General features: G+C 70.6%; 20 protein-coding genes. 9 read left to right on the top strand and 11 right to left on the bottom strand.

Annotated elements, in window-relative coordinates; genetic code table 11:
- Positions 1–59: 59 nt before the first annotated feature.
- Positions 60–1,250, top strand: a complete 1,191-nt coding sequence (locus AB0M51_RS12365) for a helix-turn-helix domain-containing protein (protein WP_344187739.1) — start codon at positions 60–62, stop codon at positions 1,248–1,250.
- Here AB0M51_RS12365 and AB0M51_RS12360 read toward each other — a convergent pair whose 3' ends face one another.
- Complete coding sequence (locus tag AB0M51_RS12360) at positions 1,251–1,403, bottom strand: hypothetical protein (protein ID WP_363749243.1); 153 nt, start codon at positions 1,401–1,403, stop codon at positions 1,251–1,253.
- Positions 1,404–1,505: 102 nt separating this feature from the next.
- On the opposite strand from AB0M51_RS12360, the gene AB0M51_RS12355 reads away from it, so the two are divergent.
- The gene (locus AB0M51_RS12355; RefSeq protein ID WP_363749241.1) at positions 1,506–2,405 is read left to right on the top strand and encodes an AraC family transcriptional regulator; all 900 of its coding nucleotides are present in this window, start codon (positions 1,506–1,508) and stop codon (positions 2,403–2,405) included.
- On the opposite strand, the gene AB0M51_RS12350 is transcribed toward AB0M51_RS12355, so the two are convergent.
- Positions 2,321–3,475, bottom strand: a complete 1,155-nt coding sequence (locus tag AB0M51_RS12350) for an MFS transporter (RefSeq protein WP_363749239.1) — start codon at positions 3,473–3,475, stop codon at positions 2,321–2,323. The two genes, AB0M51_RS12355 and AB0M51_RS12350, sit on opposite strands and share 85 nt — an antisense overlap.
- Before the next feature lie 111 nt (positions 3,476–3,586).
- Here AB0M51_RS12350 and AB0M51_RS12345 point away from each other — a divergent pair, with 111 nt between their 5' ends.
- The 5 genes from AB0M51_RS12345 to AB0M51_RS12325 are packed head-to-tail and all read left to right on the top strand — an operon-like array spanning position 3,587 to position 6,746.
- Positions 3,587–4,345, top strand: coding sequence for an ATP-binding cassette domain-containing protein (locus tag AB0M51_RS12345; protein WP_344187743.1), 759 nt, complete (start codon positions 3,587–3,589; stop codon positions 4,343–4,345).
- The gene (locus AB0M51_RS12340; protein WP_363749236.1) at positions 4,342–5,100 is read left to right on the top strand and encodes an ABC transporter permease; all 759 of its coding nucleotides are present in this window, start codon (positions 4,342–4,344) and stop codon (positions 5,098–5,100) included. Before AB0M51_RS12345 ends, AB0M51_RS12340 begins: the two co-directional genes overlap by 4 nt.
- 14 nt (positions 5,101–5,114) lie before the next feature.
- Positions 5,115–5,891 (top strand): MerR family transcriptional regulator, encoded by a 777-nt coding sequence (locus AB0M51_RS12335; RefSeq protein ID WP_344187745.1) that lies wholly within the window; start codon positions 5,115–5,117, stop codon positions 5,889–5,891.
- Between the two features lie 40 nt (positions 5,892–5,931).
- Positions 5,932–6,408 carry a MarR family transcriptional regulator gene (locus AB0M51_RS12330; RefSeq protein WP_344187746.1) on the top strand — a complete coding sequence of 159 codons (477 nt, stop codon included), beginning with the start codon at positions 5,932–5,934 and terminating at the stop codon, positions 6,406–6,408.
- Positions 6,408–6,746 carry a hypothetical protein gene (locus tag AB0M51_RS12325; RefSeq protein WP_344187747.1) on the top strand — a complete coding sequence of 113 codons (339 nt, stop codon included), beginning with the start codon at positions 6,408–6,410 and terminating at the stop codon, positions 6,744–6,746. The genes AB0M51_RS12330 and AB0M51_RS12325 overlap by 1 nt, the downstream gene beginning before the upstream one ends.
- A gap of 139 nt (positions 6,747–6,885) precedes the next feature.
- Here AB0M51_RS12325 and AB0M51_RS12320 read toward each other — a convergent pair whose 3' ends face one another.
- The 7 genes from AB0M51_RS12320 to AB0M51_RS12290 are packed head-to-tail and all read right to left on the bottom strand — an operon-like array spanning position 6,886 to position 15,751.
- Positions 6,886–7,932, bottom strand: a complete 1,047-nt coding sequence (locus AB0M51_RS12320) for a DUF2332 domain-containing protein (protein WP_363749233.1) — start codon at positions 7,930–7,932, stop codon at positions 6,886–6,888.
- Positions 7,933–7,979: 47 nt separating this feature from the next.
- Positions 7,980–10,412, bottom strand: coding sequence for an aminopeptidase N (pepN, locus tag AB0M51_RS12315; RefSeq protein WP_363749231.1), 2,433 nt, complete (start codon positions 10,410–10,412; stop codon positions 7,980–7,982).
- Positions 10,402–11,403, bottom strand: a complete 1,002-nt coding sequence (locus tag AB0M51_RS12310) for an oligopeptide/dipeptide ABC transporter ATP-binding protein (protein WP_344187750.1) — start codon at positions 11,401–11,403, stop codon at positions 10,402–10,404. The genes pepN and AB0M51_RS12310 overlap by 11 nt, the downstream gene beginning before the upstream one ends.
- Positions 11,400–12,371 carry an ABC transporter ATP-binding protein gene (locus AB0M51_RS12305; RefSeq protein ID WP_344187751.1) on the bottom strand — a complete coding sequence of 324 codons (972 nt, stop codon included), beginning with the start codon at positions 12,369–12,371 and terminating at the stop codon, positions 11,400–11,402. The genes AB0M51_RS12310 and AB0M51_RS12305 overlap by 4 nt, the downstream gene beginning before the upstream one ends.
- On the bottom strand, positions 12,368–13,225 hold the full coding sequence (locus AB0M51_RS12300; RefSeq protein ID WP_344187752.1) for an ABC transporter permease: 858 nt from the start codon (positions 13,223–13,225) through the stop codon (positions 12,368–12,370). The genes AB0M51_RS12305 and AB0M51_RS12300 overlap by 4 nt, the downstream gene beginning before the upstream one ends.
- A complete protein-coding gene (locus AB0M51_RS12295; protein WP_363749228.1) occupies positions 13,209–14,147 on the bottom strand; it encodes an ABC transporter permease in 939 nt (312 codons plus the stop codon). Before AB0M51_RS12295 ends, AB0M51_RS12300 begins: the two co-directional genes overlap by 17 nt.
- Entirely contained in the window at positions 14,147–15,751 is a 1,605-nt protein-coding gene (locus AB0M51_RS12290) for an ABC transporter substrate-binding protein (protein WP_344187754.1), read from the bottom strand. Before AB0M51_RS12290 ends, AB0M51_RS12295 begins: the two co-directional genes overlap by 1 nt.
- A 140-nt stretch (positions 15,752–15,891) precedes the next feature.
- Between AB0M51_RS12290 and AB0M51_RS12285 the strand changes: the two genes are divergently transcribed.
- Positions 15,892–17,067 (top strand): amidohydrolase, encoded by a 1,176-nt coding sequence (locus tag AB0M51_RS12285; RefSeq protein ID WP_344187755.1) that lies wholly within the window; start codon positions 15,892–15,894, stop codon positions 17,065–17,067.
- Here the strand turns inward: AB0M51_RS12285 and fes are convergent.
- Together fes and AB0M51_RS12275 are read right to left on the bottom strand one after the other, a co-directional pair.
- Positions 17,064–18,272, bottom strand: a complete 1,209-nt coding sequence (gene fes / locus AB0M51_RS12280; RefSeq protein WP_344187756.1) for an enterochelin esterase — start codon at positions 18,270–18,272, stop codon at positions 17,064–17,066. The genes AB0M51_RS12285 and fes overlap by 4 nt on opposite strands.
- Positions 18,262–19,623, bottom strand: coding sequence for a M14 family zinc carboxypeptidase (locus AB0M51_RS12275; protein WP_344187757.1), 1,362 nt, complete (start codon positions 19,621–19,623; stop codon positions 18,262–18,264). Before AB0M51_RS12275 ends, fes begins: the two co-directional genes overlap by 11 nt.
- A gap of 145 nt (positions 19,624–19,768) precedes the next feature.
- Between AB0M51_RS12275 and AB0M51_RS12270 the strand changes: the two genes are divergently transcribed.
- Positions 19,769–21,442 carry a helix-turn-helix domain-containing protein gene (locus tag AB0M51_RS12270; protein WP_344187758.1) on the top strand — a complete coding sequence of 558 codons (1,674 nt, stop codon included), beginning with the start codon at positions 19,769–19,771 and terminating at the stop codon, positions 21,440–21,442.
- The last annotated feature ends 70 nt before the right edge of the window (positions 21,443–21,512 follow it).

Genomic DNA, 21,512 nt, shown 5'->3' with positions numbered 1-21,512 from the left:
CACCAGCCGCCGGGTCGCGGGCCGCTGTCAGCACGCCGCCGGTGTGCTGAGATGAGGACATGACCGACACCGAGCCGGACCTCGCGCAGCTCGCGGCCTGGGCGGAGGGACAGCTCCCCGAGCTCGCCGAGCAGGCCTGTACGGCGATCGTCGCCAAGATGCCGTTCTACCGGACCGGCGCGGTCGTCTCGATCGCGGAACTGCGGCGCTCGGTCGGGCACAACCTGCGTTTCCTGGTCGGCGCGATCCGGGAGCCGCAGGCGCCGCTCGACCTGGACGCGCCGCGGGAGACCGGGCGCCGCCGGGCGCAGCAGTCGGCGCCGCTGCCCGAAGTACTGCAGGCGTACCGGATCAGCTTCGCGACGCTCTGGGACGCGCTGCTCGCGCACGCCCGGGAGACCGGCGCGCAGTCCGCGCCGGACGCGCTGCTGTCGGCCGCGAGCCTGATCTGGCAGGTCACCGACGAGCACGCGCTCGCGGTCACCGAGGCGTACCGGGCCGCCACCGCCGAGCTGATGCTGGCGCGGCAACGGCGCCGGGCCGCGCTGGTCGAGGCGTTGCTGACCGGTCAGCCGGGCCCGGACGGCGGCCCGTGGGAGGCCGCGTCACTGCTCGGGCTTCCGCCCGGCGGCCAACTGCTCGTCGTCGCGGCGGAGACCCGCGCGCTGGCGGCGGAGAGCCTGCCCGGGATCGAACGTCGGCTGTCCGAGCGCGGCGTCGTCTCGGGCTGGCGGCTGACACCGGCGCTGCAGCTGGGCCTGATCGCGGTCGCCTCCGGTCAGGAAGAGCTCGCCCTGTCCCTGCTCCGCGACGGCGTCAGCGCCCGTACCGGCGTGAGCCCGCTGTACTCGAACCTGTCGGACACCCCACGAGCGCTCCAGCTCGCACGAACCGCGATGGCGACGGTCCCGGTCGGGCGCGCCGAGGTACGCCGGTTCGACCCGAGCCCGCTGGCCGCGCTGATCGCGATCGACCCGAACGAAGGCCGGCGGATCGCCGAAGCCGTCCTCGGCAGCGTGCTCGCGCTGCCGGCCGACGACCGTACGGTCCTGCTCGACACGCTCCACGAGTACCTGAACCACGACGGCTCGGCGGAGCACGCGGCGCGCGCCCTGCACTGCCACGCGAACACCGTCCGCTACCGCCTCCGCCGGCTGCAGGACCTCACCGGCCGGACGCTGTCGGACCCGCACGACGCCGCGGAGCTGGCCAGCGCCTGGTACGCCGTACAGCTCAGTCCGAGCCGCTGATCAGTCCTCCTTCAACGCCTTCGCGGCGCCCCGCAGATTCTCCAGGCCCGCCTCCAATGCCTCGGTCGAGGTCGGGTCCTCGGCGTCACTCGTCTCCGCGGTCGCCAGCTCCTCGGCCGCGTCGTCGGCCACCTCATCCGGATCTTGTTCCATCGTTCGAGACTAACGAGCGAAGCCCTGCCGCGGACAGGACTTGTCCCGATCGACAGCAAGCAGTGTGGAATAGGCCGCCCCGCCTCGGCTGTTCTCGTGTTCATGGCGGATTCTCGGCGTACCGCGGCCCGGTTCGACCTCGGTCAGCTCAACCACCACATACTCGGCAGGCGCGAGACGTTGAGCGTTCCCGGACCCCAGTGGTTCCTGGTGCTCGACGGTACGGCGTACCTCGAGACGGCGGGCGGGAGTACGCCGCTCGCGGTCGGGGACGCGGCCTGGGTGGACGCGCGAACCGCTTTCGCGATCGCGTCGGACGAGGGCGCCAAGCTCGCGATCGGGGATCTGCGGGTGGTGGTCGCGACGCGGCCGGTGCCGAGTCCGCTGCTCGTGCGCGGGTTCGCCGACCGGCACGCGGGGGTCGCCGACCTGGTGCGAGGCTGTCCGCTGGACGGTGTCTGCCGCGCGACGGTGTTCGCGGACGGGTACGGCACGCTGATCGGGGCCGCGATGACGGACTCCTGGCAGCAGGACCAGGGGCCCGTCCCCGAGGCGGGCGATCCGCTCGTCACGCGGGTGCTCGAGGCGGTGGTCGCGGATCCGGCGAACAAGTGGAGCGTGGAGTCGCTGGCGGGACTCGTACACCTGTCCCGGTCCGCACTCAGCGCACGCTTCCAGAAGGCGCTCGGCCGCAGCCCGGTCCGGATGCTGCGGGAGGTCCGGATGGGCGAAGCGCGCCGGCTGTTGTCCGACCCCCTGCTCCCCGTCGAGGCCGTCGCCGCCCGCTGCGGCTACGGCTCGATCGCGGCCTTCAGCCGCGCCTTCGCCGCTGACCACGGCTCCTCCCCCCAATCCTGGCGGTCCCATGCCCTGCACGACGACCCCAGCACAGCGAAGCCGGCGGAGCCGACTGGCCTTCAGGACGGGCGGAGGACGGCGAAGCCGATCCCGCTGAGTGCTGCGCAGACGGCGCCGACCGTGAGCGCCGCCGCGACGCCGTGACCGTCGACGACTGACCCGCCGACGGCCGCGCCCATCGTGATCGCGGTCTGGAACGCCGTCACCTGCAGGCTCATCGCGGACTCGGTGTGCTCACGCTCGGCCCGCGCCACCCAGAGCTGGGTCGCGACCGGGATCATGCTGAACGCGATCCCCCAGCACACCACCCCGACCACCAGCATCGGCACACCCACGGCGTACCCGGTCACGGCCAGGCTCGCCGACAGCAACAGCGGTGCGACCGCCGACGCCAACCGCAGGCGGGTCGCCAACACGCCGGCCGCGAGATTCCCGAGCAATCCGCCGAATCCCCACGCGAGCAACAACCAGGCCGAGTCCCCCGGCGTCACCCGCATGATCGCCAACCGGATGTACGGATAGGCGACGAAGTTCCCCAGTGCGGCGAGCACGATCATCACCAGACCCGCGATCAGCAACGGATTGCGCAACGCGCTCCGCATCATCACGAGCCCCGCCGACGGATGCGCCGGCACCGCCGGGAACACCGCCACCAGGAACCCCAGGCTCACCACGGTGACCCCGGCCGCGACCCCGAACACAACGCGCCACCCCGCGGTGTCCGCCCCGACCGAGGCCAGCGGTATCGCGACGATCGTCGCCACACTGACCCCGACCGACAAACTGGTCGACACCAACCGCTCCCGACCAGGCATCGCCTGTACGCCGGCCCCGAACGCGAACGACCAGTACCCCGCGATCGCAACCCCGAGCACCAGCCGACTCAACAGAACAACGACAAACGCGGGCGCAAGAGCCACCGCCAGATCCGATACGGCAGCCGCCGCCAACAGCCCGATCAGCACCAGCCGCCGATCCGTCCGCGGCAACACCACGGCGATGGACGGCGCCGTGACCGCACCAGCGATCGCGGTGGCGGCCACCGCCAGCCCCGCCGTCCCTTCGGAGACACCGAGGTCGGCGGCCATCCTGGGCAGCACGCTGGCCGGCAAGAACTCGCTCGCCACCAGCAGGCAGATCCCAAGATCGAGAGCAATCAGAGACGACAGTCCGGTACGGCGGGCTGCCGCGCGAGACGTAGTAGTAGAAGACACCCTCCAAGCCTCGCGACCCCGGCCTCCGCGCGCTTGATCGTCCGTCGCGTGCACTTGATCAGAAGTGCTGCCTTGACCTTGACGCAGGGTCAACCCTTCATCCTGATCGCCATGAGTACCGATCCAGCTATCCGGGTGCAAGGGCTGCAGAAGTCCTACGGCAAACAGGCGGTCCTGCGCGGCGTGGACTTCGAGGTGGCGCGGGGCAGCATCTTCGCGTTGCTCGGCTCCAACGGCGCGGGGAAGACCACGACGATCAGGATCCTCGCGACCCTGCTGCGGGCGGACGCCGGGACCGCGGCGATCAACGGCTTCGACGTCGCGGGGCAGCCGGACGACGTACGGCGGTCGATCAGCCTGACCGGTCAGTTCGCGGCCGTCGACGAGATCCTCACCGGACGGGAGAACCTCGTACTGGTGGCCAAACTGCGCCATCTCGCGGATCCGGGCAAGGTCGCGGACGACCTGCTGGCGCGGTTCTCGCTGACGGAGGCGGGCGCCCGCCGGGTCGCGACGTACTCCGGCGGCATGCGGCGCCGGCTGGACATCGCGATGAGCCTGCTCGGGGACTCGCCGGTGATCTTCCTCGACGAGCCGACGGCGGGCCTGGACCCGGAGGCCCGGATCGAGGTGTGGCAGCTGGTCAAGGAGCTGGCCGGCTCCGGTACGACGGTGCTGCTGACCACGCAGTACCTCGACGAGGCCGAGCAACTGGCGGACCGGATCGCGATCCTGCACCAGGGCCGGATCATCGCGAACGGCACCCTCGCCGAACTCAAGCAGCTGCTGCCGCCCGCGAAGGTCGAGTACGTCGAGAAGCAGCCGACGCTCGAGGAGATCTTCCTGGCAATCATTGGAGACCAGCGATGAACCGGTACTTCCTCAGCGACACCACCGCGCTGACGGTGCGGACCCTGCGGCACATCACCCGCAGCCTGGACACCATCATCACCACCGTGCTGACTCCGGTGGCGCTGATGCTGATGTTCGTCTACGTGTTCGGCGGCGCGATCAACACCGGATCGAAGTACATCAACTTCATGCTGCCCGGCATCCTGCTGATCACGATCGCGTCCGGGATCTCCTACACCGCGTTCCGGCTGTTCATGGACCTGAAGACCGGGATCCTCGAGCGCTTCCGGTCGATGCCGATCGCCCGGTCGGGCCTGCTCTGGGCGCATGTGATCACGTCGATGGTCGCCAACGTGATCGCCTTGGTGATCGTCATCGGTGTCGCGCTGCTGATGGGCTTCCGCTCGGGCGCCGGCGTCCTGGCCTGGCTCGCGGTGACCGGCATCCTGCTGCTGTCGACGTTGGCGCTGACCTGGCTCGCGGTGATCCCCGGGCTGACCGCGGGATCGGTGGAGAGCGCGGGCGCGTTCGCCTACCCGCTGATCTTCCTGCCGTTCCTGAGCTCGGCCTTCGTGCCCACGCAGACCATGCCCGGACCGGTGCGGTGGTTCGCCGAGCATCAGCCGGTGACGTCGATCGTCGACACGATCCGGGCGCTGTTCGCCCAGCAACCGGTCGGCAACGACATCTGGGCGGCGCTGGCCTGGTGCGTCGGCGTGCTCGTCGTGGCGTACGTCCTGGCGATGATGGCCTATCGACGCAAGGCCGCCTGAGGCAGGCTGGACCCATGCTCACGATCAGCCAGTTGGCGGCGTACGCCGGGGTGACGGTCCGGGCGGTGCGGCACTATCACAAGATCGGGCTGCTGCCGGAGCCCGACCGTGACCGCTCCGGGTACCGGTCGTACGGCTCGGCCGCGGTCGTCCGGCTGATCCGGATCCACACGCTGGCCGAGGCCGGCGTACCGCTGGCCCGGGTCCAGGAGCTCCTCGACGCGACGCCGGAGGAGTTCGAGGACGGCGTACACCGGATCGACAAGGACCTGCGAGCGGAGATCCGGCGGTTGCAGGACAGCCGCCGGCGACTCGCCAGACTCGCGGCCGGCGACCACCTCGCGCTCCCGCCGAGCGTCGTGGGCTATCTCGACCGGCTGCGCGCGCACGGCGTCAGCGAGCGCTACATCGAGATGGAACGCGGCGCCTGGATCATGATCGCCGTGCAGGTGCCGGAGGTCATCGACGCCGTGATCGCGGCGAAGCACGAGCAACTGGAGGATCCGGACGCGCAGAAGCTCTACAGCCTGGTGAGCGAGGCGGTCGACAACGACGGCGACGAGGCCTTGCTGGTCGAGATCGCCGACCTCCTCGAACGCCTGTACATCCGGGCGGCCGAGGCCGGCGAGCTCGGCGCGGAGCCGTTCGACGACCGGCTCGTCGAACTGCTGGACGCCGTCATGATCGAATCCGCCCCCGAAGCCGCGCGGCTGCTCGCGATGATGGAGGAGCGCGGCTGGAGGGGGTGGACCCGGATCGAGCGGATCCCGGAGCGGATCACGCGGAGCTGACGCGAATTGTTAGTGTGCTAACTATTGCTACACTAACTGTATGCCCGCACGACAGACCCTGCCGGAGAATCCGCTCGCGCTCGAGCATCAGGTGTGCTTCGCGCTGGCGATCGCCGCCCGCAGCGTGATCGCGCTGTACCGCCCGGTGCTCGAGCCGATGGGGCTGACACACCCGCAGTACCTCGTGATGCTGGCGCTCTGGGAGTTCGAGCCGGTCTCGGTCAAGGACCTGTCCGGGATGCTCCAGCTCGAGCCCGCGACGCTCTCCCCGCTGCTCAAGCGACTGGAGAGCGCCGGCCTGCTGCGCCGCGACCGCGACACCCGGGACGAGCGCTCGCTCGCGGTCGCGCTCACCGACAAGGGCCGCGCGCTGCGCACCGAGGCACTGAAGGTGCCGCCGGCCGTCGTCGCGCGGCTCGGTCTGGACATCGACGAACTGACGGAACTCCACGAACGCCTGACCCACGTCATCGCCGCCGCGCGGAACGCCGGGCCGGCACCAAGAAGTGAGGATTGATGGAAGAGGCACCGTACGCCGACCCGCGACCGCGGCCCCGGCGGCCGATCCGCCGCCGGACGCCGCGGCCGATGAACATCGAGACGGTCCAGCGCTGGGTCGTCTCGGCGGTCCTCTTCCACGTCGGCACCGTCCCGGCGGTCACGCTCGCGGTCTACAGCATCGGCGTCTCGCACGGCGACTTCGGCAAGGGCGTCGGCCTGTGGATCATGTCCGGCGTGATCGGCGTGATGACCGCGGTCGGCATCCTCGCCATCCACCGCCGGAGCCCGCTCTCGCTCTGGGTGGTGCTCGGCATCCTTCCGACCGCGGTGACCGGCTTCTACATCTTCCGTTAGCGGCAGCCACTTCGATCGTTCGAATACACTCGCCTGCTGTGCGCATTCTGGTACTGCAGGCCGAGGGTGGGGCGGGGACGGCCTCGGCGTGCGGGCCAACGAGCTCCTCGCCGAAGCCCGCACGCTCTCCGGCGAGTAATCAGGGCACCCAGGCGAAGTCGTCGTCCGGGGTACGGCGGGGCGCCAGCCGGCGGACGTACGGGTCGGCCAGGGCGAGCAACTCGCCGTCAGGCTGGGTCCCGACGAGGTAGCTGGAGTTGCGCCCGGCCAGCTCGGGCGGGACCTCGATCCCCGCGCGGGCCAGCAGACCGGGGGCCTCGGCGAACACCCAGGCGACAGTTCTGCGCCGGGCGAGAACGTCAAGTTGTGCGAGGAAAGCGCTCCGGTCGTCCGGCGTGAGATAGCTGAGCAGCGACGCGGTGAAGACGACCAGCGGTTCGTCGCCCGGTACGGCGGACAGCAGTCGCTCGACGTCCCGCGCGGCGTCTCCGGCGACCACCCGGATCCCGCCGGCCAGCGTCACGTTCGTTGCCGTGCGCAACATCGCGAGATCGTCCACCTGCTCGGGCCAGACGAACGCCTCCAGCCAGGCCCGGTGCACCGGCTCGCGCAGATCGACCGGATGCGCGTCGATCCCCAGTCGGGTGGTGACCTGGGGCGTCGGCGACAGCAGGTCCTCGAGGTCACCGTCGAGGAGCTCGGTGCCGAACGTGTAGCGGTCGAAGGAGAGGTTCAGCCCCGCACTGGCGCCGACCTCCGCGACGGCGACCGGGCTGTTCCACTTCCGCACCAGGTGACTCACGGCCAGGTGCAGCGCGATCGCCCGCCGCGGCTCGTTCGTCTGCGTCGACCGGGTCCGCAGCAGCGTCACGAGCGGATCGCGGTACGTCCGGCAGAGCGCCCGGAACGCCGGCATCAGTTGACCGTCGACATCGCGCCGGCCACCATGCGTCGGGTAGTACGCCGCCAACGGCTCGTCCGGATGCTCCGCCAGCAGCGCGTTCACGCACGCGAACAGCAGACTCGGCTTCCGCTGCACAGGCGGGGTGCCGAGCATCAGGCCCAGCAGCTCCGCGTCGTCGAGGATCGCCGCACTCAACGCCTCGTACACCGGCGACCGCCCGGCGGCCTGCGTCGTACCGAACAACTCGAAGAGCGCCCGCAGTCGCTCGACCTCTCCATCCACACCCGCACGCTACGCCTCCCGAGGGCCGCGTAGGTGTAGCAATTGTTTCAGGAGCAAACCGTCCATCCAGACCATGGCCGCATCGCCTGGTTCCCACGGGCAGTCGCGGCGCGGCGGGCCGTCTCCTCCTGGTCGTGCAGGGGGTGGGACAGGACGGGTGGTACGGCGGTGGCGACCTCGCGGACCTTGTCGAGGAACGGGAGGTCGGCGGTGGCCGGGAAGGCGTAACGGGCGACGCGGGCCGCCGCGAACCAGTCGGTGGTGTGGGCAAAGGGGACGAGGCGCTCCAGGAACGACATCGCGTGGTCGGTGTCGTGGCGGGGATGCCAGAGTGCTGCGCCGAAGGTTTGCAGTTCGGCCGCCGGGATGCCGGGGGCTGTCAGCAGGAGATCCAGGGCGGTGGTCTTCGCGGCCGCGGTGGGAATGGCCGCGCGTGCTGCGGCCGCTCGCCAGCGGGCGTCCGGGTCGGGGTCGCGGGTCTGCTCGGCGTTGATGCGGTCGTGGTCGGCGGCGCCGAGGGCAACCAGGCGGGTGAGGAGGCGCCAGCGGATCGGCTGGGGTTGATCGGTGCTCGCCAGGAGTGAGTCGACCAGGGCGAGGTGGTCCGCGGTTCCGGCGCAGTCCGCGAGTGCCTCGACCAGGACGGGTTGTGAGGGGTCGAGGACGGTGGTGATGGCGGCGGCGAGGTGATGTTCGAGGGCTGGTCGCTGGGCGGGGTCGGCGTAGATGGTTGCCTCGGCGGCGAGGTTGGTCAGCGCTTGGAGGTGGATGGGGTCCGGTTCGGTGGGCACGGAGGCGGTGACGTAGGTGTAGATGTCGGCGGCTGCGAGGTGGCCGGTGAGCAGGAGGCCCCGGAGGGTACGGCGGGCCGTGAAGCGCGCGACCGGGTCGGTCAGGCCCGCGCCGGACGTCACCAGCGTGCGGATCGACTCGGCGTCGGGCAGCAACATCGCGTACGTCGTGTCGCGGTCGTCGAGGAGCAGCAACCCGGATCCGTCGAGCGGAACCTCGGTGCGGGCCTCGGTCACCGCGAGCCCTACCCGGGCGACCTCCGCGAGCGGCGAACCGGCGTACACGCCGATCGAGATCGTGTGCGGACGCAGTACGCCGTCCTGGACGAGCACACCGTCTTCGAGTGACAGCGTGTTGATCCCGCTCGACTCCAGCCAGAGCCTTGACCACGTGGTCAGGGCCACTGGTGTGAACGGCTGGACGGCGGCGAGCAACGCGGGCAGGTTGCCGTTCCCACCCGAGTGTTGGGCGAAGTACTTGCGTAGGCCCTCGAAAAACGCGTCCTCGCCGACGACGGACACCAGTTGGCGCAGTACGGCCGCGCCCTTGGCGTAGGTGATCGCGTCGAAGTTCGCTTCGGTGGCGGCGATGTCGGGGATCGGGCGGCTGACCGGGTGGGTGGAGGACAGCAGGTCGGCGTCGGCGGCGCGTTCCTTCTCGAGCGCCGTCGCCACCGACCAGCGGCGGTCCAGGACGCCGAGTTCGGCAGCGGCCCAGAGGGCGGCCCAGTCCGCGAAGGACTCGCTGAGCCACAGGCCGTCCCACCACTGCGGCGTCACCAGGTTGCCGAACCACATGTGCGACATCTCGTGCAGCAGGACGAGCGCCCGCCGGCGGCGTTGTTCGGCGGTCGGCTCCGAGCGGTAGAGGACCTGGTCGTTCCAGGTGACGCACCCGTGGTTCTCCATCGCGCCGGGCTGGTCGGGGAGGAACACGTGGTCGTACGAGTCGCCGTCGAACGCCACGCCGAACGCGTCCTCGAAGAGCGCCAGAGCACGCCGGCTCAGGTCGAAGAGCTCGTCGGCGTTCGCGTCCAGAGCGTCCGCCAGCGAACGGCGCGCGAAGACGGCCATCCGCTCCGACCTCGCAACGTGGAACGGCCCGGCGCACACAGCTGTCGCGTACGTCGGCAGCCGCGGTGTCGGCGCGAACCTCCACACCGCGACGTCCCCGTCCTCGGCGACCTCCGTCTCCCGCCGGTTGCTGACGCAGTGCCAGTCCAGCGGAACCCGCACCTGGAACGCGAACGTCGCCTTCAGATCCGGCTGATCGAAACACGCAAACGCCCGCCGCGCATCGAACGGCTGGAACTGCGTCCACGCATACACACCGTCATCGACAGACTTGGACAGGCCGCGTCCCGACCCGGCGCGATGGCGTGAGCGGATGTCCAGTCGGTGGGTCCCGCCCAGGGGACCGAGGCGGAGACGGTCGCCACGGACCACCTCGTCCGGATCCAGAGGTATGCCGTCGAGGACCACCTCGTCGACCCGCTCGGCGACCAGGTCGATCCACGTGAGACCCGGCCCGCCGGTCCCGTCGTACGTGAACTCGACCACGCTCCGCGACTCGAAGTGCTCCCCGCTCGGCAGCCCGGTCAGGTCCAGCGTCACGTCGTACGACGTCACCGACAGCACGGCCGACCGGGCCGCTGCCTCCGCCGCGGTCAGGCCCCCATCATCCGGCATGGGTTGCCTCCGGCAACGGCTCGGCCAGCGGGAAGTGGCACGCCACGGCGCCGGCGCCCACCCGCAGCAGCGCGGGATCGTCCGACGCGCAGCGGTCCTCGGCCAGCCAGCACCGGGTGCGGAAGTGGCAGCCCGACGGCGGATCCAGTGGGCTCGGCGGCTCGCCGCGGAGCACGATCTCGGGCGGCCGGTGCCGTGCGGACCGGTCCGGCACCGGCGCCGCCGCGAGCAGCGCCTTCGTGTACGGATGCCGCGGCCGGGCGTAGACCCGCACCGAGTCTCCCTCCTCGACGAGCCGGCCGAGGTACATCACCGCGACCCGGTCCGCGATGTGCTGTACCACCGCGAGGTCGTGCGCGATGAAGACGTAGGCAATCCCGAGCTCCCGCTGCAACTGCTCGAGCAGGTTCACGATCTGCGCCTGCACCGACACGTCCAACGCCGACACCGGCTCGTCGCACACCAGCACCTTCGGCCGCAGCGCCAGCGCCCGCGCGATCCCGACCCGTTGCCGTTGCCCGCCCGAGAACTGATGCGGCAACCGCTCCGACTGATCCGGGTTCAGCCCGACCATCTCCAGCAGCTCGGCCACCGCCTTGGCCCGGTCGCCCCGCGGTACGACGTCGGGGTGGATCTCCAGCGGTTCGCGGACGATCGCGCCGATCGTCATCCGCGGATCCAGCGACGTGTACGGATCCTGGTGCACCAGCTGGATGTCGCGCCGCGCCCGCCGCAACCGCCGCCCGCGCATCGTGTGCAGCGGCTCGCCGAGCAGCTCGATCTCGCCCGAGCTCGGCCGCTCCATCCCGACCAGCAACTGCGCCAGCGTCGACTTCCCGGACCCCGACTCGCCGACGATCCCGAGCGTCTCGCCGCTCCGCAGCTCCAGATCCACCCCGTCCACCGCGTGCACGGTCCCCCGCCGCCCGGCGAGCAGCCCGCCGATCCGGAAGGTACGCCGCACGTCGCGCGCCTGAAGTACCACAGTCATCCTGCACCTCCGGCGAAGTGACAAGCAGCCTGGTGAACCGACGAAACGGCGGCAACCGGCGGTGCCGTCCGGCAGACGTCCGCGGCCTGCACACAACGGGTCCGGAACGCGCACCCGGACGGCAGGTTGCCGAGGTCGGGCGGTTGTCCGCTGATCACCCGGAGCGGCAGGCCTTTCCGGTCCGCCGTACAGATCGAGTCCAGCAACGCCCGCGTGTACGGATGCGCCGGCCGTTCGAAGACGTCGTCCGCCGGGCCCTGCTCGACGACGCGGCCGGCGTACATCACCAGGATGTCGTCCGCCATTCCGGCCACCACGCCCATGTCGTGGGTGATCAGCATCAGGCTCATCTGCCGGTCCGCCTGCAGGGACGCGAGCAGTTGCAGGATCTGCGCCTGCACGGTGACGTCGAGCGCGGTCGTCGGCTCGTCCGCGATCAGGATCTCCGGGTCCGCAGCCAGCGCGGTCGCGATCATCACCCGCTGCCGCATCCCGCCGGAGAACTGGTGCGGATAGTCGTCGATCCGCCGCGCCGCGTCGGGGATGCCGACGAGATCCAGCAACTCCAGCGCCCGCCGCCGGGCCGCGCGCCGCGACATCCCCAGGTGCACCCGGCAGCTCTCGCCGACCTGGTACCCGACCGGCAGTACCGGGTTCAACGCCGACAGCGCGTCCTGGAACACCATCCCGACCCGAGCACCCCGGACGGTACGCCGTTGCTCCGCCGGCAACTGCAGCAGATCCTGACCGTCCAGCACCACGCGCCCCCGCCCGACCCGGCCGACTCCCGCCGGCAGGACGCCCATGATCGCCCGCGCCGTCGCGCTCTTCCCCGACCCGGACTCCCCCAGCACCGCCAGCGTCCGCCCCGGTGTCAGCGAGAGGTCGACGCCGTCGACGGCGACGTTCCAGCCGCGCGACGTCCGGAACTCCACCGTCAGGTCCGAGACCTCCAGCAACGTTGTCATCGCGACCTCGGATCGAAGGTGTCCCGCAACGCGTCGCCGAGCATCACGAACGACAGCACGGTCACGGACAGGAACAGGGACGGGAACAGCAGCAGATGCGGGTGATCGCGGAAGGAGTCCTGCGCCTGGTTCAGCTGCACGCCCCACGAGATCGACGGCGCCCGCAGGCCGACGCCCAGGAAAGTCAGCGCGGACTCGGCGGTGATCATCCCGCCGACGCCGAGGCTGGCCACCGCGAGGATCGGGGCGAACGAGTTCGGCAATACGTGCCGGGCGATCACCCGGACCGGTCCGGCACCGAGCCCGCGGGCCGCCTTCACGAAGTCGAGGTCGACGGTCGCCAGCGCGGCCGACCGCATCAGCCGGGTCATCGCGGGCCAGGCGAACAGGATCAGTACGGCGGACACCACGACGACGTTCCGCTGGTGCAAGGTGTTCAGGATCACGACCTGCCCGACCAGCGCCGGGAAGCCGAAGAAGATGTCCATCGTGCGGCTGATCACGGCATCGACCGCGCCGCGGTAGTACGCCGCCAGACACCCGAGCAGCAACGCGATCAGCACGCACCCGGCCGTCACGGTGAAGCCGATCGTCACCGACGACCGCGTTCCGTACACCACGTTGCTGTACAGGTCGCAGCCCTGGATGTCGAACCCGAACGGATGCCCCGCGACCGGCCCGTTCCCGCTGTTCCTGAGGTCGCACGCCCGCGGATCGACCGGTGCGAACACTCCCGGTACGGCGGCCACGACCAGGATCAGTACGACGACCCCGAGCGGGATCGCAATCCGCGGCTTCCGCAACACCCGCCGCCGGGACCGCGGAACCGCCAGCACCTCACTTGCGGCCGGCAAGGCTGATCCTCGGGTCCAGTAGGCCGTAGACGATGTCGACGAGCAGGTTGATGATCAGGTAGACCAGCACCAGCAGGCTGCAGACGCCGACCACGACCGGGCCGTTCTGCTGCGAGATGCCGTTGAACACGACGTACCCGAGTCCGGGGATGTTGAAGATGCCCTCGATCAGCACGGTGCCGCTGACCATGTACCCGAGGCTGAGTCCGAGCACCGACACCACCGGGACGAGCGAGTTCCGGAGGATGTGCCGGACCACGATCATCCGCTGCGGCAGGCCCTTCGCGATCGCGGTGTCCACGTAGTCGGCGTACCGGTTCTCGATGATGCTGGCGCGGGTCAGCCGGACCAGCTCGGGAATGCCGAACAGCGCGAGCACCGCGGCCGGCAGCAGGTAGCTGGCCGGCCACCCCTCCCGTACGCCGGACGTCGGGAACCAGCCGAGGTTCACCACGAGCAGGATCTGCGCGACGTACGCGATCACGAAGTACGGTACGCCGACCACCACCGTCGTCGCGGTCAGCACGATCCAGTCGACCGTACCGCCCTGGCGCATCCCGGCGAAGGTTCCGAGCGTGATGCCGACCACGGCCATGATCGCCCAGGCGGTGAGGCCGAGCTGCAACGTGTACGGCCACGCCCGGACGACCAGGTCCGACACCTCATGGCCCTGCAGGTCGATCCCGAGATCGCCGCGCACCAGGCCGCCCAGATAGTGCCCGTACTGCGCCCACAACGGCTGATCCAGGTGGAACCGCTCGCGCAACGCCTCCTCGACCGAAGGCGACAGCACCCGCCCCGGGCCGGCCAGCGCCTTGATCGGATCGCCCGGCAGCGCGTACACCGCGGCGAAGATCAGCAGCGTCGTACCGAGCACGACCGGGACCATCCCCGCCAGCCGGCGGAGCACGTAGCCGGCCATCAGCCGACCTTGACGACCGACAGCCGGGCGCCGCCGAGCACCTCCGGTACGACTCCGCTCAGCCGGTCGGAATGCACGAGCCCGCCGACCGGCCAGTACAGCGGCGCCACCGGGAGGTCCGTGAGCGCCTGCTCGGCCGCCTGCTTGGAGTAGTTCGTCGTCGAGTCCGCGTCCTTGCTCGACGCCGCCTGGGCGATCAGGCCGGCGAACGTCTTCGAGTCGTACCCGGTCACGTTCAGCGGCGCGCCCGCCGAGAACATCTGATCCGCGAGCGCGTAGATGTGCGGGTACGGCGCACCCGAGTACAGCAGGCTCGGACCCTTGATCGACTTGCCGCCGAGGCCCTGGTACAGCTGCGCGATCGGTTGCGACTCGAAGCTGACCTTCTGGAGGCCGAGGTTCGTCCGGAGCTGGTTCGCGATCGCCTGCAGCACCTTCTCGTTCGTCGGGTCCTGGTAGGTGTAGAGCGTCATCGGGCCGTTCCAGCCGCCGGCCGCCTGCAGCGCGGCCTTCGCTCCCTGGGGGTCGTACTTGCACGCGTCGCACTTCGCGTCACCGCCGCCGGTGAGCGTCGGCGGCGCCAGCCCCGTGGCGGCCTTCGCGTTCCCGGCCAGCAGGGACTTGACGATCGCGTCCCGGTCGATCGCCATCGAGATCGCCTTGCGCAGCTGCGGGTTCGCGAACCGGCTGTCGTACAGGGGAAAACTCAGGTACACGACGGCCGGGTACTGGACGTCGACGACCTGGTCCGGAGTGTCCTTCTTGGCCTTCGAGAGGTCGGAGCCGTCGAGCAGCGCGAGGTCGATCGTGCCCGCCTGGAAGTCGGTGTAGATCGCACCGGTCTGCTGGTACACGTGCAGGTCGATGCCACTGGCAACCGCCTTGGTGCCGCCGTACCCGTCGTACCGCTCGAGCTTGATCTCCTGCGCGCCGGTGTCCCAGCCGCCGGTCTTGAACGGGCCGTTGCCGATCGGGTGGGTGCCGAAGGCCTTCAGGTCCTTGGTCGCGTTCGCCGGGAGCGGCGCGAAGGTGGTCGAGGACAGGATGTACGGCAGCAGCGCGTTCGGCTTGACCAGTGTGACCTTGAGCGTGGAGTTGTCGACCACGTGGACGCCGGACAACGTCTTCGCGGCCGGCTTGCCCTTCGGCGGGTTCATCGCGGCGTACCCGGCGAAGATCGAGGTCGACGCGTTCCCGGTGAGCGCGTTGGCGCCGAGGGCGGTCGCGTTCCAGGAGTCCGCGAACGACTGCGCGGTGACCGGACTGCCGTCCTGGAACGTCCAGCCGGGCTTCAGCTTGATCGTCCAGTTGAGGTTGTCGGTGGACTCGATCGAGTCCGCGACCAGCATCTCGAGCTTGCCGCTCTGCCCGTCGACCCTGGTCAGCGGCGACCAGATCGCGTAGTCGACGTAGCTGCTGCCGGAACTGCCGGGCGTCAGGTTCTGCACGAAGAACGCCGGGACGCCGACGGCGAAGCTCTGGTCCCCGTCACCGGCCGAGCTCTTCCCGGCGCAGGCGGCGAGTACCGTCATCGAGACGGCGGCGAGGACCACGACGAGACGCCGCCGTACGCGGGCCGCGGAACTGGCGGGAATTCCGGTCATCAGGGGCCTCCAGGGGATCGGTCCGCCCATCCTGGGTGTGGCGACTGACACGCAGCCTTATCGGACAGCTCAGATTCGGCGCGCCGATGTTGTCGAGATCGACAGCCTCACAGCGGGTCGGTCCGGACAGGATGCAGGACATGACGATGCTGGCAGTCCAGGGTGGCACCGTGGTCCCGGTCGACGGACCTCCGATCCCGGGCGGGACGGTGCTGATCGGCGACGGGCGGATCGTCGCCGTCGGCGCCACGGTCGCCGTACCGGAGGACGCCACGGTCGTGGACGCCCGCGGCCGCTGGGTACTGCCGGGTCTGGTCGACGCGCACACCCACATGGGCACGCTCGAGGAGGGCGAAGGGTGGGCCGGCGACGACCACGACGAGGCAACCACTCCGGTGACCGCGCACCTGCGGGCGCTGGACGCGATCAACCCCGCGGACGAAGGGTTCCGGGACGCGGTCGGCGGCGGGGTCCTCGCGGTCGGGATCAACCCGGGCTCGTGCAACCCGATCGCCGGCGAGACCGTCGCGGTCCGCTGCACCGGCCGCACCGTGGACGAGATGGTGCTGCGCTCCCCCGCCGGGATGAAGTCCGCACTCGGGGAGAACCCGAAGCGGTACCACGGTGACGCCGGCCGGCTGCCGGCGACCAGGATGGGCATCGCCGCGGTGATCCGGCAGGCGCTGGCCGAGGCGCGGCAGTACGACGGTACGCCGGCCGACCTCGGCAAGGAGGCGCTCGGCCGGGTCCTGCGGCGGGAGATCCCGTGGCGGCAGCACTGCCATCGCGCGGACGACATCCGTACGGCGGTCCGGCTGGCCGACGAGTTCGGGTACGACCTGGTCATCGACCACGGCACGGAGGCGCATCTGGTCGCGGAGCTCCTTGCCGAACGCAACATCCCGGTGCTGCTCGGTCCGCTGATCGTCGGCCGCGGGAAGGTCGAGCTCCGGAACCGCGCGTTCCGGAACGCCCGGCTGCTCGCGGAGGCCGGGATCGAGCTGTCGCTGGTCACCGACCACCCGGTGATCCCGGCCAACCTGCTGATCGTCCAGGCTGCGTACGCCGTCCGCGAAGGGCTGGACCGGGACGTCGCGCTCCGCGCCGTCACGCTCAACCCGGCCCGTGTGCTGGGGATCGCGGACCGTCTGGGATCGCTTGCCCCGGGCAAGGACGCGGATCTGTGCGTCTGGTCCGGCGACCCGCTCGACCCGATGCAGCGCGTCGAACTCGCGTACCAGCAGGGCCGCGAAGTGTTCCGCTGGGACAACGAGCGCCGCGTCGGAACGATCGGCGGGCGGGACTGGTGGGCTTAGCCCGTGAAGGCCCAGCGGAGTTCGGAGGGTAGTTCGGCGAGCCAGCAGTTCAGGTCGTGGCCGCCGTTGTACTCCCGGTAGAGGACCTCGTCGGCGTACCCCTCCAGCGCGTCGGCGAGGCGCTGGGTCTGCGGGATCATCCAGTCGCCCTCCTGCAGCCCGACGTCCAGGCAGAACCGGACCGGCAGCTCGCGGTCGACCTGCCGGAGCAGGTATTCGGGCTCCTCATCCGGCGGGCTCCACCAGAACGAGCCGGACTGCGCGATCACCGTCCCGAAGACGTCCGGCCGCCGCAGACCGGCGTACACCGACGCCAACCCGCCGTAGCTCTTCCCGGCGATCACGGTCCTGCGTGGATCACTCGTCGCCCCGGTCACCTTGCGCGCCCACGGCAACAATTCGTCGGTCAGGAGCCGCAGAAACCCTTGGTTACAAGGAAGTTCACGCGCTCTGGTGGCGAAGTCGACGCTGTCCGGCAGGACGGCGACCAGCGGCGGCAGCTCGCCCGCGTCGACCAGGTTGTCGAGCGTCGGGAAGATCGGCAGCGCCTCGTTCCAGTCGCGCCCGTCCAGGAGGACGAGCAGCGCCGGCTCGGGTCCCTGTACGGCGGACTCCCAGAGCCAGACGGTCCGCTCGTTCCCCAGCACGTCCGATGTGACCGTCTCCTCGCGGATCACCCCACGGCGTACCCCGGCCCGTGGCGCACACCAGTCCCGCGGCGTCGCCTGGTCGAGCGCGAAGGTGGAGAAGTGCTGCGGCGGGCTCACCGGGTCGCCCGCGACACCCGGCAGCGTGAACGGCGACCGGTTGAACGGGTCCGGGACGAACGTCGACGCCCGCGCGACGGCCTCCGGCGTACCGGCGACGGCCAGCGGCTCCAGGGAGTCGTCCGGCGACAGGACGTACCGCCCTCGGTGGTCCGCCCACACCAGGTAGGTCCGGAACCACACGTCCGTACCGTCGAGCCGCTCCAGTTGGTTGCCGGGGATCTCCCACCACAACGCCGGTCCGCCGATCACCGCCACCGTCTCGACCGGACGTTCCTCCTTCCACAGGAACGTCACCAGTCGCTGGTCCTCGTCGTACGGCTCGATCAGCGGTGTGCCGGTCAACGCGACCTCGGCCCAGAAGCGCGCGAGTACGCCGTCCACCGGTCCGCCGGCCAGGTCCTGGCGGAGTTGCTCGATCCGCGGGCTAGTGGGCACGAGTCAGGTACTCGGCCGTCGCCGCGAGGGCGGCGTACTGGGACGCCACCAACGATCCGATCGGGATCTGCACCGTCGACGCTCCCTCGGCGGCCTCCGCGAGCCAGGCGTCGTACTGCGCGGCCAACCGCCGCTGCGCCTCCCGGATCGCCGGTGTCGCATTGCCGATGGCAACTTCTCCGTCGAGCGCGCGGAGCAGCATCCCCGCGTACCGCAGGCGGAACATGTGCACCGAGTCCCGCAGCGAGGCCAGCTCGGCGACCGTCGCCGGACGTTGCGCCCCCGCGTCGGTCGCACGCTTCTCGATCGCGTCCGGTGAGGGTGCCATCACCCGCGCGTAGTACCGGCTGGCCCGCACGTACGCCGAACCCGCCGTCAGCTCGTCCCCGGTAGCGGCGAGGATCTCCTCCATCCACTCCACCAGCTCGCGGAACCCGGCCGCCTGCTCCCGCAGCACCTCGGCGTACGTCGTCGTGGTCGGCGACGCGTCGCTCACCCGCGCGTCGTCCCAGTGCGGCAGCTCGCTCAGCAGCGTCAACGTGCCGTACGGGCGCGCGTAGGAGTGGCTGCTGTTCCCGCCGAACTTCTCCGGCAGCGGGTCGTCGTGCTCGACGTAGTAGTCGTACAGCGTCTCGATGTCCGGCATCCGGAAGATCCCGTCGGCGAACCGCTCCATCGACGGCGACTCCGGCTCGCCACGGTCCAGGCTCAGCCCGAGCCGCTCGGGGATCTCCTGCAGTACGCCGTGCAGCTCGGGCTCCGGCCGCGACAGGTAGTAGTACGCGCCGCCGACCTCGGTGTTGTGCAGCGAACACATCAATCGCGGGCGGACCTGGTCGATCAGCCGCATCAACGCCGTCGTCTCCGGCAGCACCTGGTCGAAGTACGCCGTCTTGTAGTCGAGCGGGAACGTCCACTCGATCTGCTCGTCGCCGGCCGGGCGGTAGAAGTTCCGGGCGTAGTGCTCGCGGGTGAACGGCCCCTTCAGCCAGCCCTCGTTCAGCCGTAGCCCGTCGGGGTCGATGCACGCGACGATGTGCCAACGATGCCCGAGCCGTTCCCGCAGCGTCTCGTCCGCACACACCCGGGCGGCCAGGTGCAGCGCGGTCAGGCCGCCGATCGGCTCGTTCGGGTGCGGCAGTCCGAACACCAGCGCGTCCGGGCCGGTGGAGCCGATCGTCAGGCAGAGCAGCGGGTCGCCGAGCCGGGAGGTCCCGATCCGGCGCAGCGAGGTCAGGTCGGGGTGGAGATCGTGCAGGTGGGTCAGCCCCGCGACGAGCTCGTCGGCAGTGCTGAACACCGCGATCTCCGGGACGGTTTGCAGCTCGGTCTCCAGCCACGCGGGCAGCACCCGGGTCGCCTCCTCGATCGTCCGGACGGGGCTCTCATGGTGGGTCGGCGACGGGCCGGTGGGCCTTGGTCCAGCCGACCAGATTGATCCGTTGCTTTGTCGGATCCGACAAGGCTATCTCCGGCAGGACGTCTATTGTCGCTGTATGCACGGTCGGTCCAGCCCCGAGTCGTCGATTCCGTCGGCGACCTTTGTCGTGCCCGTCGAACCGCCCGCCGACGCGCCGGACCGGACCCTGGACCGGATCGTGGAGAACCTCGGTCCGCACGCGCTGCACGTGATCACCGCGGGCGGCCGGTTGTCGGACAAGGTCCGCGAGGTCGTGGTGCACGGCCCGGGTGAGCCGCTGCCGCCGGCCGACGCCGGCATCCTGCTGCTCACCGGCAGCCCGTCGACGCAGGCCGCCGACACCGTCCACGGGGCCGCGGCCGCGGGCTACCGCGCCGTCGTGGTGAAGGCGTTCGGTGACGATCTGGCCCGGCTCGCGCACGCTGCCGACAAGGCCCGGATCGCGCTGCTGACCACGCCGGACGAGATGGCCTGGCGGCACCTCGACGCGTTGATCAGCTCCAGCAAGGAGCCGGCGCTGTCCGACGCCACCGACCGGTTCGCCGCGATCGGGCTCGGCGACCTGTTCGCGCTGGCCAACGCGATCGCCACCTCGGTCGGCGGCGCGATCACGATCGAGGACCCGACCGGCCGGGTGATCGCGTACTCGAACCTGCCGCACCAGGAGATCGACGAGATCCGCCGGCTCGGCATCCTCGGCCGGCAGACCCCGGACCGGCCGACGAACTACGAGGAGTACCAGGCCGTCCTGCGTTCCGAGAGCCCGGTGTACTTCGAGAGCCCGGCGCCCGAGTACGCGAGCCGGATGGCGATCGCGGTCCGCGCCGGCACCGAGGCGCTCGGGCTGATCTGGGTGCTGACCGACCGGCCGCCGGTCGTCGCCCGCGCGGAACGCGTCCTCGTCGACGCCGCCCGCGCGACCACGCTACACCTGCTCCGCGCGCGCGGGCAACGTGATCCGGAGCGGGCCCGGCGTACCGAAGCACTCCGGCTGTTGCTCGACGGCGCGGTCGCGCCGCGCAGCGCTGCCGCCCAACTCGGCATCAAGCCGGACACCCCCAGCGTGGTGCTGGTGATCGCGCCGGTCGGCGACGACGTCGAGCCGATCCTGGCCGCGTCCCGGATCGTCGACCTGGTCACGTTGTACTGCGAGGCCTGGCACTCGAGCGCCTTGTGCGTCACGGATTCCGGCCTCGTCTACGCGCTGCTCCCGACCCGGACCACCGACGAGCCGTCGCCGCGGCTGCTCAAACTCGCCGACGATCTCGCGGCGACCATCCAGCGCTCCGGGCATCTCGACGTACTGGTCGGCATCGGGTCCTGCGCCGCCGGTCTGGCCGACGTACCGGAGTCACGGGCGATGGCGGACCGGGTGCTCGCGGTGCTCACCGGGCGGGCGTCGCGCGGTGAGCCGACACCCCGGGTCGCGAGCGTCGAGCAGGTGCGCACCGAGGTGGTGCTGCGGATGGTCGCGAACCAGGGCGCCGCCGTCGAGGGGCAACTGCTCGGACCGGTGCGCGCGATTCGCGAACACGACCAGCAGCACGGGACGGAGTACGCCGAGAGCCTGCTGACCTACCTCAGCTCGTTCGGCGACGCGGTCCGGGCGGCGGAGGCGCTGAACATCCACGAGAACACCATGCGGTACCGGATCCGGCGGATCGAGACGATGTTCGACCTCTCCCTGGAGGACGGCGACCAGATCCTCGCCACCTGGCTGCAACTGCGGCTGCTCCGCCTGATCGACTGACCTGTCGTCCCCGACAACCGCCCGCCGACAATCGTTGCCGCGCGACAAAGCCGGGGCCCGGGCCGGAAAC

The sequence above is a fragment of the Kribbella sp. NPDC051137 genome (assembly GCF_040682535.1).
Lineage (GTDB): Bacteria > Actinomycetota > Actinomycetes > Propionibacteriales > Kribbellaceae > Kribbella > Kribbella karoonensis.
Note: the sequence above shows the minus strand (reverse complement) of the source record. Positions and strands in the feature narration are given on the sequence as shown.